The organism is Polaribacter pectinis, assembly GCF_014352875.1.
GTDB classification, from domain to species: Bacteria; Bacteroidota; Bacteroidia; order Flavobacteriales; family Flavobacteriaceae; genus Polaribacter; species Polaribacter pectinis.
Window position 1 is genome coordinate 3,278,139 of record NZ_CP060695.1, and the last position, 23,312, is coordinate 3,301,450.

1 protein-coding gene (only partly in view) is annotated in these 23,312 nt (G+C 34.5%); it reads left to right on the forward strand.

Going from position 1 to position 23,312, the window contains the following annotated elements; translation table 11 throughout:
* Positions 1–23,312, forward strand: the 5' portion of a protein-coding gene (locus H9W90_RS14640) for a cadherin-like domain-containing protein (protein WP_187482314.1). Its footprint extends 7,324 nt past the window's final position; the window shows 23,312 of its 30,636 coding nt (coding positions 1–23,312); its start codon is at positions 1–3; its stop codon lies beyond the right edge, outside the window.

Genomic DNA, 23,312 nt, shown 5'->3' on the forward strand with positions numbered 1-23,312 from the left:
TTGTTTATTGCTATTGGCTTATTAAGTACAATTTCTTATGGTCAATCTGTAACAATGCTTGCAAACGCAACTGCTGCAGATGGTACAGATAATGCAGGAGATAAAATAACGTATTCACTTGCAGTTAGTAATACAGGTGCTATTGCTTTAAATAATGTAGCAATAACTAATTCATTAGGCACTACTTTAACTTATGTAGAGGGAGATACAAACTCAAACAATATTTTAGATCCAAAAGAATGTTGGGTTTATTCGAGTTCTGCTTATGATGTTACTGCAACAAACATAACTAACGGTAGCCTTGTAAATCTTTTTGGTTTTACAAGTACAGAAGTTACAAGCCCAATATTTCATATACATACAGAAACAATTCATGAAGATGATATTGCTTTTGCAAGGGTTTTAGCAATAAATGATATAGATGCTGTAGATGACGATTTTTCTGCAACAGCTGTTAATGGTATTACTGGAGGTGCATCTGGTGATATTACAACTAACGATTTATTAAATAGTGTTGCGGTTACAGATACAAATATAGATATTACCATTCTAAATGATGGAGGCTTAACAGGAGTAACTGTAGATGCTAATGGAAACATAAGTGTTCCAGCAAACTCTGCAACAGGATCATATACTATTACTTACAAAATTTGTGAAAAAGCAAACACATCTAATTGTGATACTGCAACAGTTATTGTAAAAGTTGATGGAGATACAGATGGAGATGGTGTTTTAGATTCTGTAGATGAATGTAACGGTTTTGATGATAATGCAGATAATGATAATGATGGTGTAGCAGATGGTTGTGATTTAGATGATGATAATGATGGTATTTTAGATACCGCAGAAAATGCTACAAGTGGAGACCCATTTGTAGACACAAACAATAATGGAATTTTAGATTATCAAGATCCAGCACATCCAGATTTTGAAGATACTAATTCAGATAATATAGATGATAGATATGATATTGATAAGGATGGTAAAATAGATCAATTCGATACAGATGCAGATGGAGATGGGTGTAATGATGTTCTTGAAGCAGGTCATAAAGAAAGTGCAACAAAAGCAGGAGAAGTTAATGGTACAGGTTATAGCGCAACAGATGGTAAAGTAACAGGTTTTACAACAGCTTACACTGGATCAAATTCAAATGTTACTTCTGCAGGAACTGCTGCATCAGTTTCAGTACAACCGCCAAATAGAAATATCATAGTTGGTGGAAATACTACTTTTCCTGTAACAACAGATGGTACTGTTTTTCAATGGGAATTAAGTACAGATGGTGGGGCAAGTTATAATACAATATTAGATGGTTCTGTATATGGAGGTACAACAACAAGTACCTTAACAATTACAGGAGTAACAAGTGCACAAAATAATTCTAAATTTAGAGTAATTGTTTCTAAAACAGATTATGTATGTACTACAACTTCAGATGCAGGTACTTTAACAGTTTTTACAAACGACCCTCCAGTAGCAAGTAGCAATACTATAACAGTAGAAGAAGAAAGCACAGGAACATCACTAGGTTTAACAGCACCTTCAGATCCAGATGGAAACACATTAACAATTACAGTTACAGGTTTACCAACTTTAGGAGTTGTAAAAACTTCTTTAGGAGTTACAGTAACAAACGGCGCAACTTTAACTCCAGCAGAAATTGCAGGTTTAGTTTACGATGCACCAACAGCTTATAATGGAACAGATGATCCAGGAGATTTTACATATACAGTTTCAGATGGAATAGCTGCACCAGTAACAGGAACAGCAGATATTTCTGTTTCTGCGATAAACGATTTACCAGTTGCAGTAGGCGATGCAGGTACAGCATTAGAAGATAATCCAGTTACTTTAACAACAATTGGTTCTAATGATACAGATGAAGATGGAAATGTAGTACCATCAACAATTATTTTAATAGATCCAGCAAATGCTGCCAATACAGGAAAAACTGGTACTCCATTAGTAATAGCAGGAAAAGGAACGTATACAGTAGATGCAGCAGGAACTGTAGTTTTTACACCAGAAGCAAATTTTAATGGAGATGCAGATATCAACTATACAATAAAAGACAACAGTGGTTTTGCTTCTAATCAAGCATTATTAGACATTTCAATTACACCAGTAAATGATGTGCCAGTTGCAGTTGCAGATGTAAATTCTACAACAGAAAATATAACATTAACTGTTGCAGCAGCAAATGGAGTTTTAAGTAATGACACAGATGTTGACACTGGTACAACATTAAATGTAACAACATTTACGGTTGATGGGCAAACAAAAAATGCAAACGAAACAGCAACAATTACAGGAGTAGGTACTTTACAAATTAACGACGATGGTAGTTATGTATTTACACCAGAAGCAAATTATACTGGGGCAGTTCCTGTAACAACTTACAATATTACAGATAACAATCCAGGAACTCCAGGAACAGCATCATCAACTTTAACAATAACAATCAACCCAGATTCAGATAATGATGGGGTTGCAGATATTGCAGATTTAGACTCAGACAACGATGGTATTTTAGATATTGTTGAAGGTCAAGGAATAGACCCAACTGCAGATGCAGATAATGATGGAACTCCAAACTATTTAGATGCAGATTTCCCAGGAGGAACAGCACAGTTCGATTTCGATGGAGATGGAATTCCAAATCATTTAGATTTAGATTCAGATAACGATGCAATTCCAGATGTTTTAGAAGCTGGTTATGTAGACGCAAATAATAACGGTATTGCAGATGCAGCAGAAACAAGTGTTGGTGCAAATGGTTTTGCAGATACTTTAGAAACTTCTCCAGAAAGTGGTGTTGCACAAATAGCACCAAGAAACACAGATTCAAGTTCAGATATAAAATCAACATTTATTAACTCTTTAGATAGAGATTCAGATAATGATGGTATTTCAGATACAGAAGAAGCATTTTCTAACAATGCTACTTTTAATGATACAACAAATGATGGAATTGTAGATGGTTTTGTAGATACAGATAATAATGGTTGGGACGATAGAATATCAGCTCCAACATTAGCAACTTTTCCAACACCATTAAATTCAGACGCAGACTCTTTACCAAACTATTTAGATTTAGATTCAGATGGAGATGGTTTACCAGATACATTCGAAGGAAACTTTCAAGTTTCAGATGGAGACAATAACGGTGTAGTTGGTACAGGAACACCAGCAGATTCAGATGGAGATGGTTTAGCAGATACAAACGACCCAGATTTTGCTGGAAATGTAGTAGCAAATATTCCATCTAATTTTGGATTTAATAAAGATAGAGATGGAGATGGTGTAAAAAACTATTTAGATATAGATATTGATAATGATGGAATTATAGATAATATTGAAGGTCAGGCAACTGCGTCTTATGTAGCTCCGAAAGGAACTGATACAGATAACGATGGTATAGACGATGCTTATGATGTAGATACTGCAGGTGGTATTGCAATTGGTTATGCAAATACTGATGGAGGTTCTGCTCCAGACTACGCAGATACAGATGCTGAGAATGATGGTATTTTTGATATAAACGAAGGTTTTTACAAAGCAATAGTTCTTACAAATAATTTAGATGCAGATGCAGATGGAGATTTAGATATTGCAAAGTTTGTAGATGTAGATGGAGATGGTTTGCATGATGATTTTGATGAAAATAAAGTTGTTGGCGCAACTTCAAATTTAAATAATGCAACCAATGTTGGTCAAACTCCTCAAACACATCCAGATGATGACCCTGCTGCTCCAGGTGGAGATAGAGATTGGAGAGAAGCATCAGCGCAAGATAATGATGGAGATGGAATTAACGATATTGTAGATTTAGATGATGATAATGATGGTATTTTAGATACAGACGAAGATCAAGGAACAGATGATGGGGATCCAAGAACAAATCCAACAGATTCAGATGGAGATGGTATTCCAAATTATTTCGATTTAGATTCAGATAATGATGGTATTCCAGATTATGCAGAAGCTGGTGGTACAAATGATCCTGACGGAAATGGACAACCAGGAACAGGAACTTTAACAAGTACAGATGTAAACACCAAAGGTATTCCATTAGATGTTTCTACAGATACTGTTATTGCTGGTACGGCCGAAACTTCTAATTTAGCAATTCCAGATACAGATGGAGATTTAATTAAAAACTTTTTAGATTTAGATTCAGATAATGATGGTATTGTAGATGCTATTGAAGCTGGAGGAACAGACCCAGATGGAGATGGACATGTAGGTGCTGGTACTGCAAATGATGCAGATTCAGATGGTATGCCAGATGTAGTTGATCCAGTAGATCAAGATGCATCAGGTAGTTCAGGTTTTTCAGCAGGAACAAAATTACCAATTCCAAATAGCGATATAGATTCAATTCCAGATTATTTAGATTTAGATTCAGATAACGATACAATTCCAGATAACATTGAAGCACAAACAACAGCCGATTATATTGCACCTTCTGCAACATTTACAGATACAGATGGCGATGGTTTGGATGATGCTTATGATACTACAAATTCTGGAACAGCAATTATTCCAGTTAATACAGATACTACAGATAATCCAGATTATTTAGATTTAGATTCTGATAATGATTTAATTAATGATATCATAGAATTTGGAAATCTTTCTAAAGACACAAATAACAACGGAACTACAAACGGAACTGTTGGAACAAATGGTTTAGACAACACCGTAGAAACTGCAGATAATTATACAGATGTTAATGGAAATCAAACAAATACTTTAGATGAAGACAACGATTTAGCTTTTGGAGGAGATGTAGATTTTAGAGATATTTTAGATGCAGATAAAGATGGTATTACAGATGCTGTAGATTTAGATGATGATAATGATGGTATTTTAGATACTGAAGAAACACCTGGTAATGTAGATCCAGATGCAGATTCAGATAATAATGGTATTCCAAATTATAAAGATGTAACTCCAGCAAACGATACTAATAACGATGGTATAGTAGATACTTTCGATACAGATAATGATGGTATTCCAAATCATCAAGACACAGATTCAGATAATGATGGTTGTCCAGATGTTACAGAAGCTGGTAATTTAGTAAGTACTACAAAACCAGGAGAATTAAATGGTACTGGTTATGGAACAGATGGTAAAGTAACTGGTTTTGAAGTAAATAAAGGGTATACAGGGACAAACGGGAATGTAACTACAGTAGGAACTCCTGTGGTAATAAGCACACAGCCTTCAGATAAAGAAGGTTTTATTAATGGATCTGTTACATTTAAAGTGGTTTCTACAGGTACAGTTTTCCAATGGCAACTAAGTACAGACGGAGGAACAACTTTTACAGATTTAGTAACTGGAGGAAATTACGCAGGTGCAGATACCGCAGAATTAACAATTTCTAATTTATCAACGGCAGAAAATGGATATAAATATCAAGTAATAGTTTCTAAAACAGATTATGCTTGTGATATTCCTTCAACTCCACCAGCAACTTTAACGGTTAGTAACAATCCGCCAGTTGCAGTAGATGATAATGATGCAGGAAATCCATTCACTACAAATGAAGATGTTGCAATTACAATTCCAACAATTGCAGCAAATGATACAGATGTAGAAGACACAACTCCAGATGCTTCAACAATTATTTTAATTGATCCAAATAATTCTTCAAATACTGGAAAAACAGGAACACCTTTAGTAATCGCTAATGTTGGTTCTTACACAGTAGATCCTTTAGGAAATGTAAAATTTACACCAGTATTAAATTTTAATGGTGATGCAGATATTAATTACACAATAAAAGATAGTAGTAATAATACTTCAAACGAAGCAACAATAGATATTGCTGTTACAGATGTAAATGATGCACCAGTTGCAGTGAACAATACTTCTACTGGTTTAGAAGGAGCGGTTCAAACTTTAACAACTATTGGAGCAAATGATACAGATGTAGACGGAACAATAGATCCAACAACAATTATCTTAATAGATCCAAATAATCCTACAGGACCAAAAGGAAGTAATGGTACACCATTAGTAGTACCAAATGTGGGTACTTATACAGTAAATGGTGCTGGAACAGTAATTTTTACACCTTTAGAAAATTTTAATGGTTCAGCTGATATTTTATATACTGTAAAAGATAATGATGGATTGGTTTCTAACCAAGCTACATTAGATATTAATGTTACACCAGTAAATGATGCACCAGTAGCACAACCAGATTCTGGAACATCTGCTGAAGATGTTACTTTAAATGTAGTAGCAGCAAATGGTTTATTAAAAAACGATTCAGATGTTGATGCAAATCCATTAAGCGTTACCAAATTTGTTGTTGATGGAACAACAGTTACTGTAGATCCAACTTCTGGAGGAAGTACAACAATTGCTGGTAAAGGAACATTAACAATAAATAAAGATGGTAGTTATACATTTGTACCAGTTTTAAATTTTAATGGAAACGTACCACAAGTAACTTATACAGTAAGTGATGGAACTAATGCAGTAAATAGTACTTTAGATATTGAGATAACCAAAGTAAATGATGCACCAGTAGCAGTAGATGATACTTACACAACCAATGAAGATACAGCTGTAACCTTATTACCATTAACAGGAGATAGTGATGTAGATGGAGATACTTTAAGTATCACAAGCATCAACGGAACAGCATTAACACCAGGAACAGCACAAACAATTACAGTTCCAAACGGAGAAGTAAAAACAACAACTGCTGGTGCAATAAGTTTTGTACCAACAGCTAATTACAATGGAACTTCAACATTTGCATATGTAATAAGTGATGGAAAAGGAGAGACAGCAACGGCAAACGAAATCATAACAATTGATTCAGTAAACGATGCACCCGTAGCAAATCCAGATACAGCAAGTATAGCAGAAGATACTCCATTAAATGTTGCAAAAGCTGATGGATTAATAGATGTAAATGATACAGATTTAGATGGTGATACATTAACGGTAACACAATTTGTAGTTGGTGGAACAACAGTTCCGGTAACAGCAGGTACACCAGGAGTAAGAGCAATACCAAATGTAGGAACGTTAACAGTAAATGAAGACGGAAGTTACAGTTTTGTACCGGTTTTAAACTATAATGGAAATGTACCACAAGTAAGTTATACTATAAGTGATGGAACTAATACAGCCAACAGTACATTAGATATTGAAGTAACCAAAGTAAATGATGCACCAGTAGCTGTAGATGATACTTACACAACCAATGAAGATACAGCTGTAACCTTATTACCATTAACAGGAGATAGTGATGTAGATGGAGATACTTTAAGTATCACAAGCATCAACGGAACAGCATTAACACCAGGAACAGCACAAACAATTACAGTTCCAAACGGAGAAGTAAAAACAACAACTGCAGGGGCAATAAGTTTTGTACCAACAGCTAATTACAATGGAACCTCAACATTTGCATATGTAATAAGTGATGGAAAAGGAGAGACAGCAACGGCAAACGAAATCATAACAATTGATTCAGTAAATGATGCACCAGTAGCGAATCCAGATACAGCAAGTGTAGCAGAAGACGTTACTTTAACAGTAGCAAAAGCAGATGGATTAATAGACTTAAATGATACAGATATAGATGGAGACATATTAGCTATTACTCAATTTGTAGTGAATGGGACCACAGTACCTGTAGATTTAACTACGGGAGGAACAAGAGCAATTCCAAATGTAGGAACAATAACGGTAAATGCAGATGGTAGTTATAGTTTTGTACCAGTTTTAAACTTCAATGGTAATGTACCACAAGTAACTTACACAGTAAGTGATGGAACAAACACAGCAAACAGTACTTTAGATATTACAGTAACTTCAGTAAATGATGCACCAGTAGCAGTAGATGATACCTATACAACTAATGAAGATACTTCAGTAGTATTATTACCACTGACAGGAGATAGTGATGTTGATGGTGATACATTAACAATAACAAGTATTAATGGAACAACATTAACACCAGGAGTTGCCCAAACAATCACAGTTCCAAATGGAGTTGTAACCACAACAGTATCAGGAGCAATAAGTTTTTCACCGACAGCGAACTACAATGGAACATCTACATTTGCTTACACCATAAGTGATGGAAATGGAGAAACAGCGACAGCAAATCAAATCATTACGATAGATCCAGTAAATGATGCACCAGTAGCAAATCCAGATACAGCAAGTGTAGCAGAAGACGTTACTTTAACAGTAGCAAAAGCAGATGGATTAATAGACTTAAATGATACAGATATAGATGGAGACATATTAGCTATTACTCAATTTGTAGTGAATGGGACCACAGTACCTGTAGATTTAACTACGGGAGGAACAAGAGCAATTCCAAATGTAGGAACAATAACGGTAAATGCAGATGGTAGTTATAGTTTTGTACCAGTTTTAAACTTCAATGGTAATGTACCACAAGTAACTTACACAGTAAGTGATGGAACAAACACAGCAAACAGTACTTTAGATATTACAGTAACTTCAGTAAATGATGCACCAGTAGCAGTAGATGATACCTATACAACTAATGAAGATACTTCAGTAGTATTATTACCACTGACAGGAGATAGTGATGTTGATGGTGATACATTAACAATAACAAGTATTAATGGAACAACATTAACACCAGGAGTTGCCCAAACAATCACAGTTCCAAATGGAGTTGTAACCACAACAGTATCAGGAGCAATAAGTTTTTCACCGACAGCGAACTACAATGGAACCTCAACATTTGCATATGTAATAAGTGATGGAAAAGGAGAAACAGCAACGGCAAACGAAATCATAACAATTGATTCAGTAAATGATGCACCAGTAGCAAATTCAGATACAGCAAGTATAGCAGAAGATACTCCATTAAATGTTGCAAAAGCTGATGGATTAATAGATGTAAATGATACAGATTTAGATGGTGATACATTAATGGTAACACAATTTGTAGTTGGTGGAACAACAGTTCCAGTAACAGCAGGTACACCAGGGGTAAGAGCAATACCAAATGTAGGAACGTTAACAGTAAATGAAGACGGAAGTTACAGTTTTGTACCGGTTTTAAACTATAATGGAAATGTACCACAAGTAAGTTATACAATAAGTGATGGAACCAATACAGCCAACAGTACATTAGATATTGAAGTAACCAAAGTAAATGATGCACCAGTAGCTGTAGATGATATTTATACAACCAATGAGGATACAGCTGTAACCTTATTACCATTAACAGGAGATAGTGATGTAGATGGAGATACTTTAAGTATCACAAGCATTAACGGAACAGCATTAACACCAGGAACTGCACAAACAATTACAGTTCCAAACGGAGAAGTAAAAACAACAACTGCAGGTGCAATAAGTTTTGTACCAACAGCTAATTACAATGGAACTTCAACATTTGCATATGTAATAAGTGATGGAAAAGGAGAGACAGCAACGGCAAACGAAATCATAACAATTGATTCAGTAAATGATGCACCAGTAGCAAATCCAGATACAGCAAGTATAGCAGAAGATACTCCATTAAATGTTGCAAAAGCTGATGGATTAATAGATGTAAATGATACAGATTTAGATGGTGATACATTAACGGTAACACAATTTGTAGTTGGTGGAACAACAGTTCCGGTAACAGCAGGTACACCAGGAGTAAGAGCAATACCAAATGTAGGAACGTTAACAGTAAATGAAGACGGAAGTTACAGTTTTGTACCAGTTTTAAACTATAATGGAAATGTACCACAAGTAACTTACACAGTAAGTGATGGTACAAATAATGCAAATTCTACTTTAAATATTACTGTAGATCCTGTTAATGATGATCCAGTAGCAACAGATGATACAGCAGGTACAGATCCAGGAGTTGCAATTGATATTCCTGTTTTAAATAATGACAATGATTTAGATGGAGATACAATTACAGTAAGTAGTATTACTGTTCAACCAACAAATGGTACAGCAACAATCAACGCAAACGGAACTATTAAATTCACTCCTAATGCAGGAGCAAATAATTTTTCTGATACTTTTACTTATCAAATTTCAGACGGTAAAGGAGGTTTTGATACAGCTGTAGTAAATGTTACAGTTCCTATTTCACCATTCCCACCTGTTGCAAACCCAGATACAAATTCTGTAAATGAAGATGTAACATTAACTGTTAATGCAGCAAATGGTGTTCTTAAAAACGATACAGATGGTAATTTAGATCCTTTAACAGTTGTAGATTTTTCTGTAGATGGATTTACAGGAACAATCTCTGCAGGTTCTTCATTCAATATTCCAAATGTAGGTTCAATTATTATTAATACTAACGGTAGTTATACATTTGTTCCAGTTGCAAACTTTAATGGTGTAGTTCCAGAAATAACTTACACGGTTACAGATAGTTCTGGTTTAACAACAGACGATACAAGTACATTAAATATTACTGTAAACCCAGTAAATGATGCTCCGGTTTTAGTAGCAGATACGAACACTACTAATGAAGATACAACTTTAAATGTTTCAGCAGCAAACGGAGTTTTTGCTAATGATACTGATATAGATGGTGATGCAAAAACATTAATCGATTTTGTAATTAACGGAACAACTTACCTTGCTGGTAATAAAGCAACCATAACAGAAGGTAGTTTAACTCTTAATATAGATGGTAGTTATGTTTTTACACCAGCGTTAGATTTTAATGGTGATTTCCCACAAGTGTCATATAGAATGACAGATGGAACAGTAAATTTAAGTTCTACATTAGACATTAAAGTTACCCCAGTAAATGATCCACCTGTTGCAGTAGACAATTTAGGAAATACTGTAAATGAAGATTCTCCAATAACTATTTTAGCTATAGGAAATAATGATACAGATGATGGTACAATAGATGCAGCAACTGTAAGATTAATAGATCCAAATAACGCTTCTAACATTGGTAGTACAGGTACACCTTTAGTAATTACTAATGTAGGTACTTACACTGTAAACGCTAATGGAGATGTAACTTTCACACCAGTTGCAAACTTTAATGGAGATGCAAGTATAAAATATACTATCAAAGATAATGATGGGGTTTTCTCTACAAATCAAGCAACAATAGGTATTACTGTTAATGGAACAAATGATGTTCCTGTTGCTGTAGCAGATACTAATAATGTAGATGAAGGTGCAACACTAAACGTTTCAGCTGCAAACGGAATTCTTAAAAATGATTCGGATGTAGATGGAAACCCATTATCTGTAACAAAAATTACAGTTGGTGGAAATACGTATAATGCAGGAGATACTGTTAACTTAACTGAGGGTACATTAGTTGTAAAAACTGATGGTAGTTATATTTTTACACCAGCAGGAGATTTTAATGGAAATGTTCCTCAAATAACATATACTGTTTCAGATGGTTCAGCAACAACAACAAGTACATTAGATTTAACGGTAAATCCAATAAATGATGCACCTGTTGCAAACCCAGATACAAATTCAACAAATGAAGATGTAACTTTAACAGTTTTAGCAGCAAATGGTGTTCTTAAAAATGATACTGATGTAGATGCAGGAACAACTTTAACAGTTAGTTCTTTCACAGTAGACGGAATTGCAGGAACAAATACTGCAGGAAGTACAGTTACTATTCCATCAAAAGGAACGATTAAATTAAATTCAGACGGAGGCTATGTATTTACTCCAGTTGCAGATTTTAACGGAGCTGTACCAGAAGTTACGTATACAACTACAGATGGTGCTTTAACAGATACTAGTACTTTAAATATTACAGTAAACCCTGTTAATGATCCGCCAGTTGCTGTTGCAGATACAGGAATAACGGATGAAGATACAGTGTTAAATGTTTCAGCTGCAAACGGAATTCTTAATAATGATTCTGATGTAGATTTAGACGGATTAACAGTTACACAATTTACAATTAACGGAACAACATATCCTAAAGGAACAACTGCTTCAATAACAGAAGGTACTCTTATTATTAAAGCTGATGGTAGTTACATATTTACACCAGCAACCAACTTTAAAGGAAGTTTCCCTCAAGTTACGTATTCAGTTTCAGACGGAACAACAGCCGTTACAAGTACTTTAGATATTACTGTAAATTCAGTTAATGATAAACCTATTGCTGTTGCAGATTCAAAAGCAACAAATGAAGATACTTTATTAACTGTTTCAGCAGCAAATGGAGTTCTTAAAAATGATTCAGATCCAGATGGAGATGCAATTACAGTAACTGCAATCTCAATTAATGGAACACCAAGAACAGTTGGTGCTAATATTAATTTAACAGAAGGAACTTTAAAATTAAATGCAGACGGAAGTTACACTTTCTTACCAGCAGCTAATTTTAATGGTAATGTTCCTCAAATTACATATACAATTTCAGACGGAAGTTTAACAGCACTAACAACTTTAGATATTACTGTTAATCCAATTAACGATGCTCCAACTGTTGCTCCAGATACAAATACTGTAGCAGAAGATACACCGTTAAATGTAACTGCAGCGAACGGAGTTCTTAAAAACGATTCTGATATTGATGGAAATCCATTAACAGTAACTAAATTTTCTGTTGGAGGTACAACTTATAATGCAGGAGAAACAGTTACTATAACAGAAGGAGTTATAAAAATAAATTCTGATGGTAGTTATAACTTTACACCAGCAACCAATTTTAATGGTACAGTTCCTCAAGTAACATATACAGTTTCTGACGGAACAAACACATCTAATTCAACTTTAGATATAACAGTTACACCAGTAAATGATGTACCGGTATTAGTTGCAGATACAAATTCAACAGATGAAGATATAGCTTTAAGTGTTTCAGCAGCAAACGGAGTTTTAAAGAATGATACTGATGTGGAAAATAATGCATTAACTGTTACTAAATTTACAGTTGGTGGTACAAATTTCACAGCAGGAAATACAGCAACAATTACAGAGGGTTCTATTAAATTAAATACAGATGGTAGTTATGTATTTACTCCAGCATTAAACTTTAATGGGGCATATCCACAAGTTACTTATACAGCAACAGATGGTACTAATACAGCTACATCTACATTAGATATTTCTGTAAATCCAACAAACGATTCACCAGTAGCTAATCCAGATACAAATAATACAAATGAAGACACAGTATTAAGTGTAACAGCAGCAAATGGTTTAATTAAAAATGATACAGATCCAGAGAACGACCCATTAACAGTAACTAAATTTACAGTTAAAGGAGTTTCTTATACTGCAGGAACAACTGCAACAATAGCAGAAGGAAGTATTAAAATAAATACTGATGGTAGTTATACATTTACACCTGCTTTAAATTATAATGGAGCAGTGCCAGTTGTAAGCTATACAATTACTGATGGTTCAAATACAGCAAATAGTACATTAACACTTACTATAAATACCGTAAATGATGTGCCAGTTGCAGTAGACGATACAAATTCAACAAATGAAGATACTGCATTAACAGTTTCATCAGCAAATGGAGTTCTTAAAAATGATTCAGATGTAGATGGAGATACATTAAATGTATCTGGTTTTACAGTTGAAGGAAATTCTTATTTAGCAGGAGAAACAGCTACAACAGCAGGAGGAACTATCAAATTAAATTCAGATGGTAGTTATACATATGTTCCAGCAAATAATTTTAATGGAGCTGCACCTCAAGTAACATATACTATTACTGATGGTGTTTTAACAGCAACAGCTAAATTAGATATTACTGTAAATCCAATTAATGATTCACCAGTTGCAGTTGCAGACATTAATTCTACTGATGAAGATGTAGCATTAAATGTTCCAGCCGCAAGCGGATTATTAAATAATGATTCAGATCCAGAAGGAAATGCAATTACTGTAACTAAATTCACAATTAATGGTACAGCATATACTGCAGGAACTTCTGCAACAATTACAGAAGGTGTTATAAAAGTGAATGCAGATGGTAGTTACTCATTTACACCAGCAATAAATTATAACGGAGCAGTACCAGTTGTAAATTATACAATTTCAGATGGTACTAATACTGCCAATAGTACATTAACACTTACAATAAACCCTATTAATGATGCACCAACTGCAGTTGCAGATACTAATACAACTCCAGAAGATGTAACTTTAACAGTTTTAGGAGCAAATGGAGTTTTAAAGAACGATTCAGATATTGATGGAAATTCAATTACAGTATCTCAATTCGAAGTAGGTGGAACAACTGTTACAGCAGGAACTTCAACTACAATTACAGAAGGAACAATTACTGTAAATACAGATGGTGGTTATGTATTTGTACCAGCAGCAAACTTTAATGGAACTGTACCAACAGTAACATATACAGTTTCAGATGGTACAACAGATGTAGCAACTTCAACATTAATTATTACAGTTACACCAACTAATGATACACCAACACTCGTTGCAGACACAAATACAACGCCAGAAGATACAGTACTTTCAGTAGACGTAGCAAATGGTGTTTTAAGTAATGATTCAGATATAGATGGAGATGGGTTAACAATTACCAAATTTACAGTTGGTGGTGTTTCTCACAATGCAGGTAAAACAGCTACAATTCCTTCAGGAACTATTAAATTAAATGCAGATGGTAGCTACGTTTATACTCCAGCATTAAACTTTAATGGCACTGTACCAACAGTTACTTATACAGCAACAGATGGCGTTAATACAGCAAATACAACATTAAAAATTAATGTAACTCCAGTTAACGATGATCCAGTAGCTACAGATGATACTTCATCTACAGATCCAACTACGCCAACACAAAGTTTCCCAGTTGAAATTCCAGTATTAACAAATGATTCAGATTTAGATGGTGATGTAATATCTATCAATCCAGTAATTACAGTAGCTCCAACAAAAGGTACTGCTGTTTATGATGATAAAGGAACAACAGACCCTTCAGATGATGTTATAACTTATACGCCTCAATTAGGGTTTAATAATGGTACAGATACATTTACATACGAGATTTCTGATGGTAATGGAGGAACAGATACTGCAGTAGTAACAATTACAGTCCCACAATCAGCATTTTCTCCTGTTGCAAACCCAGATACAAATGTAACAGATGAAGAGGTTACTTTATCAGTTGCAGATACAGATCCAAAAAGTTTAATCAAAAATGATACGGATGCAAATTTAGATCCAGTAACAGTTACTCAATTTGTAGCAGAAGGTATGACATATACTGCTGGTCAAACAGCAAACCTTACAGAAGGAGATTTAACTATTAATGCAGGTGGTGGATATACTTTTGTACCAGCACCTAATTTTAATGGAACAGTACCAGTAATTAATTATACAATTACAGATGGTCAAGGAACACCAAATGCAAGTAGTACTTTAACAATTACGGTAAACCCTGTTAACGATGCTCCAGTAGCAAATCCGGATGTGAAAACAACTTTAGAGGATACTACTTTAGCAATAAATGCAGCAAATGGATTATTAAATAATGATTCAGATATTGATGGAGACATTTTAACTGTAAAAGAATTTGAAATAGGAGGAACAACTTACCCAGTTGGTGTTGCTGTAGATTTAACAGAAGGTTCATTAACCATAAATTCTGATGGTAGCTATACATTTACACCAGCACTAAATTCCACTGCAGATTTACCTCAAGTAACTTATACAATTACAGATGGAATTGTAGATACTAAAACAAGTACTTTAGATATTTCTGTTACTTCAGTAAACGATGCACCAGTTGCAGTAGATGACTTAGGAAATACAACTAATGAAGATACAGATATAGAAATAGCATTAGTTGGTGGTAATGATACAGATGATGGAGCAGTAGTTCCTTCAACAATAGTGTTAATAGACCCAAGTAATCCTTCAAATACAGGAAACTTAACAACGCCATTAGAAATAGTAGGAGTTGGTATTTACACTTTAGACAATTTAGGAAATGTAACATTAGATCCTGTTGATAATTATAATGGACCAGCAAATGTAAATTATACAATTAATGACAACGATCCTACAACGCCATTAACATCTAATGTTGCAACAATTGGTATTACTGTAACATCTGTAAACGATGAACCAGTAGTTCAAGATGAAACTAATACTACTCCAGAAGACACTCAATTAGTAGTATCCGCAGCAAACGGATTGTTAGATAACGATACAGATGTAGACGGAGATCCATTAACAATTTCAACATTTGAAGCAGAGGGAACAATTTATAATGCTGGAGATACAGCAGTTCTACAAGATGGAACTCTAAAAATTAATTCTGATGGTAGCTACACATTTACTCCAAATAACGACTTTAATGGAACTATACCTCAAGTAATTTATAATGTTACAGACGGTACAGATTCAGTTCCAGGTAAATTAGATTTAGAAGTTATTTCAGTAAATGATGCACCAGTTGCAGTAGATGATTTAGGAAATACAACTAATGAAGATATAGATATAGAAATAGCATTAGTTGGTGGTAATGATACAGATGATGGAGCGGTAGTTCCTTCAACAATAGTATTAATAGACCCAAGTAATCCTTCAAATACAGGAAACTTAACAACGCCATTAGAAATAGTAGGAGTTGGTATTTACACTTTAGACAATTTAGGAAATGTAACATTAGATCCTGTTGACAATTATAATGGACCTGCAAATGTAAATTATACAATAAATGACAACGACCCTACAACGCCATTAACATCTAATGTTGCAACAATTGGTATTACTGTTACATCTGTAAATGATGAGCCAGTAGTTCTAAATGAAACAAATACAACTCCAGAAGATACGCAATTAGTAGTATCAGCAGCAAACGGATTGTTAGACAACGATTCTGATGAAGATGGAGATCCATTAACAATTTCAACATTTGTTATTGGAGGTACTACATATACAGCTGGTCAAACAGCAAATTTAACTGAAGGAACATTAAAAATTACTTCAGATGGAGGATATGTATTTACACCTGCATTAGATTTTAACGGAACAGTTCCTCAAGTAACTTATAATGTAACTGACGGAACAGTTACAGTACCAGGAAAATTAGATATCGAAGTTATTGGATTAAATGATGCACCAATTGCAGTAGATGATTTAGGAAATACAACTAATGAAGATACAGATATAGAAATAGCATTAGTTGGTGGTAATGATACAGATGATGGAGCAGTAGTTCCTTCAACAATAGTGTTAATAGATCCAAGTAATCCTTCAAATACAGGAAACTTAACAACGCCATTAGAAATAGTAGGAGTTGGTATTTATACTTTAGACAATTTAGGAAATGTAACATTAGATCCTGTAGATAATTATAATGGACCAGCAAATGTAAATTATACAATTAATGACAACGATCCTACAACACCATTAACATCTAATGTTGCAACAATTGGTATTACAGTAACAGCAGTAAATGATGCACCAATAGTTGCAGATGAAACATTCACTAACTTAATTTTTGAAGATACTCCTTTTTCTGAACCAGCAGCAACAGGTTTATTAGTTAACGATTCTGATACAGATGGAGATGCATTATCAATTTCAACTTATGTAGTAGATGGTAATACATACACTGCTGGCCAATCAGCTAATTTAACTGAAGGTACTTTAAAAATTAATTCTGATGGTAGTTATACATTTACACCAGCTCAAGATTACTTTGGACCAGTGCCAACAATTACATATAATGTTTCTGATGGAAAAGCAACAACTCCAGCAACTTTAATAATTGCAGTTGTACCAGTAAATGACCCACCAGTAGCAGTAGCAGATAAAAAGACAACTAATGAAGACACACCATTAACTGTGTCTGTTGCAAATGGTATTTTAGCAAACGATTCAGATATTGAAAATGACGCATTAAATGTTTCTGCACTATCTATAAACGGAAGTACTGCAACAGTTGGTAGTCCTATCAATTTAACTGAAGGTGTATTAAATATTCAATCAGATGGTAGTTATACATTTACTCCAGCTTTAAACTTTAACGGTGTTGTACCAACAGTAACATATACAGTTAGTGATGGAACAGATACTGCAACAAGCACATTAGATATAACTGTTACACCAATAAATGATGTTCCAGTTGCAGTTGCAGACTCAAATACTACTCCAGAAGATGTAGCAATTACAGTAAATGCAGCAAACGGTTTATTGAATAATGATTCAGATCCAGAAAATAATTCATTAACTGTAACTCGTTTTACAGTAAATGGAACAACTTATATAGCAGGTAACACTGTAAGTTTAACTGAAGGAACTATAAAAATTAATTCAGATGGTAGTTATGTATTTACACCAGCACTAAACTTTAATGGAAGTGTACCGCAAATTGCTTACACTTTAAGTGATGGATCAAGTACAGCAAATTCAACATTAGATTTAACTGTTACACCAGTAAATGATGCACCAGTAGCACAAGCAGATGTAAATACTACAAATGAAGATACTGTCTTAACAGTATCAGCTGCAAACGGTGTTTTAAAGAACGATTCAGATACAGAGAATGATGGCTTAACAGTAACAGCCTTAATGGTAAATGGAAGTCCAGCAACAGTAGGAACTCCAATTGCATTAACAGAAGGAACGTTACAGTTAAATTCAGATGGTAGTTATGTATTTACACCAGCACCAAACTTTAATGGAACTGTACCACAAGTAACATATACAGTTAGTGATGGAACAGATATTGCAACAAGCACGTTAGATATTACAGTAACACCAGTAAATGATGTGCCAGTAGCAGTAGCAGATGTAAATTCAACTCCAGAAGATGTTGCAATTACTGTAAATGCTGCAAATGGTTTGTTGAATAATGATACAGACACAGAAAATAACCCATTAACAGTAACACAGTTTACATTAGGAGGTACAAGTTACCCATCAGGAAGTACAGTAACAATTCCAGAAGGAACCTTAAAAATCAATTCAGATGGTAGTTATGTGTTTACACCAGCACCAAACTTTAACGGTAGTGTACCACAAGTAACTTATATAGTAAGTGATGGATTTAGTTCAGCAAATTCTACATTAGATATTACAGTAACACCAGTAAATGATGCACCAGTAGCACAAGCAGATGTAAATACTACAAATGAAGATACTGTCTTAACAGTATCAGCTGCAAACGGTGTTTTAAAGAACGATTCAGATACAGAGAATGATGGCTTAACAGTAACAGCCTTAATGGTAAATGGAAGTCCAGCAACAGTAGGAACTCCAATTGCATTAACAGAAGGAACGTTACAGTTAAATTCAGATGGTAGTTATGTATTTACACCAGCACCAAACTTTAATGGAACTGTACCACAAGTAACATATACAGTTAGTGATGGAACAGATATTGCAACAAGCACGTTAGATATTACAGTAACACCAGTAAATGATGTGCCAGTAGCAGTAGCAGATGTAAATTCAACTCCAGAAGATGTGGCAATTACTGTAAATGCTGCAAATGGTTTGTTGAATAATGATACAGACACAGAGAATAATTCATTAACTGTAACACAATTTACATTAGCAGGTACAAGCTACCCTTCAGGAAGTACAGTAACAATTCCAGAAGGAACCTTAAAAATCAATTCAGATGGTAGTTATGTGTTTACACCAGCACCAAACTTTAATGGTAGTGTACCACAAGTAGCTTATACAGTAAGTGATGGTACAAGTACTGCAAATTCAACATTAGACTTAACAGTTACACCAGTAAATGATGCGCCAGTTGCAACTGATGACATTTCATCAACAGATCCAGGGGTTTCAGTTATTATAAATGTTTTACCTAATGATTCAGATTTAGATGGAGATACATTAACTGTATCGAACATTATTTCTCAACCAGCAAATGGTACAGCGACAATTAATGGAGATGGTACAATAACATACAATCCAAATGTCGGATTCAATACAGGTTCAGACGTTTTTGTATATCAAGTTTGTGACGGAAATGGATTATGTGATACAGCTACTGTAACAGTAACAGTTCCTAAATCGTTCTTACCTCCAGTAGCAAATCCAGATGTAAGATTTACATCAGAAGATGTAACATTAACGGTAAGCTCTGCAAATGGATTGTTAAATAATGATACAGATGCAAATCCAGGTGAAACATTATCTGTTGTTAATTTCCAAGTTAATGGAACAACTTATAGCCCAGGAACTACTGCAAGTATTACTGAAGGAATGTTAACTATTAACACAGATGGTAGTTATACTTTTGTACCAGCACCAGATTATAATGGTTCTGTACCAGTTGTAAATTATACTATTTCAGACGGAACTTCAACTGCAAATGCAACAAGTACATTAACAATAACTGTAACGGGTGTTAATGATGCACCTATTGCTAATCCAGATACAAACACTGTTTCAGAAGACACTCAATTAAATGTTTCTGCAGCTAATGGATTAATTAACAATGATACTGATGCAGATGGAACTCCATTAACCTTAACTAAATACACAGTTAATGGAACAGAATATCCAGCTGGTTCAACAGTTACATTAACAGAAGGAAGCTTAACTATAAATGGAGATGGTAGTTATATTTTTAACCCAGCACCAAATTATAACGGAACTGTACCGCAAGTAACTTATACAGTTACAGATGGAGTAACTCCAGTTACAAGTACATTAGATATAACAGTAACAGGAGTTAATGATGCACCAGTAGCGGTAAACGATTCAGGAACAACACCAGAAGATACACCAGTTACTATACCTACAATTACAGGAAATGATACAGATGATAATACTGTAGATGCATCAACAATTGCTTTGATAGATCCAAACAATCCTTCAAATACAGGTAATTCTACTACACCATTAGTAACACCTAATGTTGGTACCTATACAGTAGATACATCAGGTAATGTAGTATTTACACCAGAGCCAAATTATAATGGACCTGCAGATGTTAATTATACAGTAAAAGATGACGAAGGAGTAACATCAAATGTTGCAACAGTAGTTATAACAGTAACACCAGTAAATGATGTACCAGTAGCAGTTGCAGATGTAAACACTACACAAGAAGATACACCATTAACAGTAACTGCTGCAAACGGAATCTTAAGCAATGATTCTGATGTAGAAGGAACTCCATTAACAGTAACACAGTTTACTATTAACGGTACAGATTATCCAGCAGGAACTACAGTTTCTTTAACAGAAGGAAGCTTGACAATAAATGCAGATGGAGGATATACATTTAATCCAGCACAAGATTATTTAGGAACTGTACCACAAGTAACTTATACAGTTACAGATGGAGTAACTCCAGTTACAAGTACATTAGATATAACAGTAACAGGAGTTAATGATGCACCAGTAGCGGTAAACGATTCAGGAACAACACCAGAAGATACACCAGTTACTATACCTACAATTACAGGAAATGATACAGATGATAATACTGTAGATGCATCAACAATTACTTTGATAGATCCAAACAATCCTTCAAATACAGGTAATTCTACTACACCATTAGTAATACCTAATGTTGGTACCTATACAGTAGATACATCAGGTAATGTAGTATTTACACCAGAGCCAAATTATAATAGACCTGCAGATGTTAATTATACAGTAAAAGATGACGAAGGAGTAACATCAAATGTTGCAACAGTAGTTATAACAGTAACACCAGTAAATGATGTACCAGTAGCAGTTGCAGATGTAAACACTACACAAGAAGATACACCATTAACAGTAACTGCTGCAAACGGAATCTTAAGCAATGATTCTGATGTAGAAGGAACTCCATTAACAGTAACACAGTTTACTATTAACGGTACAGATTATCCAGCAGGAACTACAGTTTCTTTAACAGAAGGAAGCTTGACAATAAATGCAGATGGAGGATATACATTTAATCCAGCACAAGATTATTTAGGAACTGTACCACAAGTAACTTATACAGTTACAGATGGAGTAACTCCAGTTACAAGTACATTAGATATAACAGTAACAGGAGTTAATGATGCACCAGTAGCGGTAAACGATTCAGGAACAACACCAGAAGATACACCAGTTACTATACCTACAATTACAGGAAATGATACAGATGATAATACTGTAGATGCATCAACAATTACTTTGATAGATCCAAACAATCCTTCAAATACAGGTAATTCTACTACACCATTAGTAATACCTAATGTTGGTACCTATACAGTAGATACATCAGGTAATGTAGTATTTACACCAGAGCCAAATTATAATGGACCTGCAGATGTTAATTATACAGTAAAAGATGACGAAGGAGTAACATCAAATGTTGCAACAGTAGTTATAACAGTAACACCAGTAAATGATGTGCCAGTAGCAGTTGCAGATGTAAACACTACACAAGAAGATACACCATTAACAGTAACTGCTGCAAACGGAATCTTAAGCAATGATTCTGATGTAGAAGGAACACCATTAACGGTATTAGAATTTACCATTAATGGTACAGATTACCCAGCAGGAACTACAGTTTCTTTAACAGAAGGAAGCTTAACAATAAATGCAGATGGTAGTTATGTATATAATCCAGCACAAGATTACACAGGAAATGTTCCTCAAGTAACATACACGGTTAGTGATGGTTCAGACAATGTAACAAGTACATTAGATATTACAGTAACAGGTCAAAATGATGCCCCAGTAGCAGTCAATGACACAGCAACAACGGTTCAAAATACACCAGTTACAGTACCAACAATTACTACAAATGATACAGATACAGACGGTACAGTAGATCCAACAACAATTACGTTGATAGATCCAAACAACCCTGCAAATACTGGTAACTCTAGTACACCTTTAGTAATTCCAAATGTTGGAACATACACAGTAGATAATGCAGGTAACGTAATATTTACACCTGTACCAGAATTTACGGGAGTTGCAAATGTAAATTATACAGTAAATGATGATTTAGGAACACCTTCTAATGAAGGAACAATTTCTATAACAGTTCAACCAGATAATGATGGAGATGGAATCATAGACTCTGTAGATTTAGATGATGATAATGATGGTGTGCCAGATACAGTAGAAAATGGTGGTACAGATCCTTTAGCAGATTCAGATAATGACGGTACTCCAGATTATTTAGATCCAGACAACATTACAGTTGATGCAAATAATGATGGAATTGACGACAATTTCGATCAAGATGGAGATGGAATTATAGATCAATTTGATCTTGATGTAGATGGTGATGGAATACCAGATTTAGTTGAAGCAGGTGGTGTAGACACAAATGGAGATGGAACAGTAGATGGTTTTACAGATACTAATAATGATGGTTT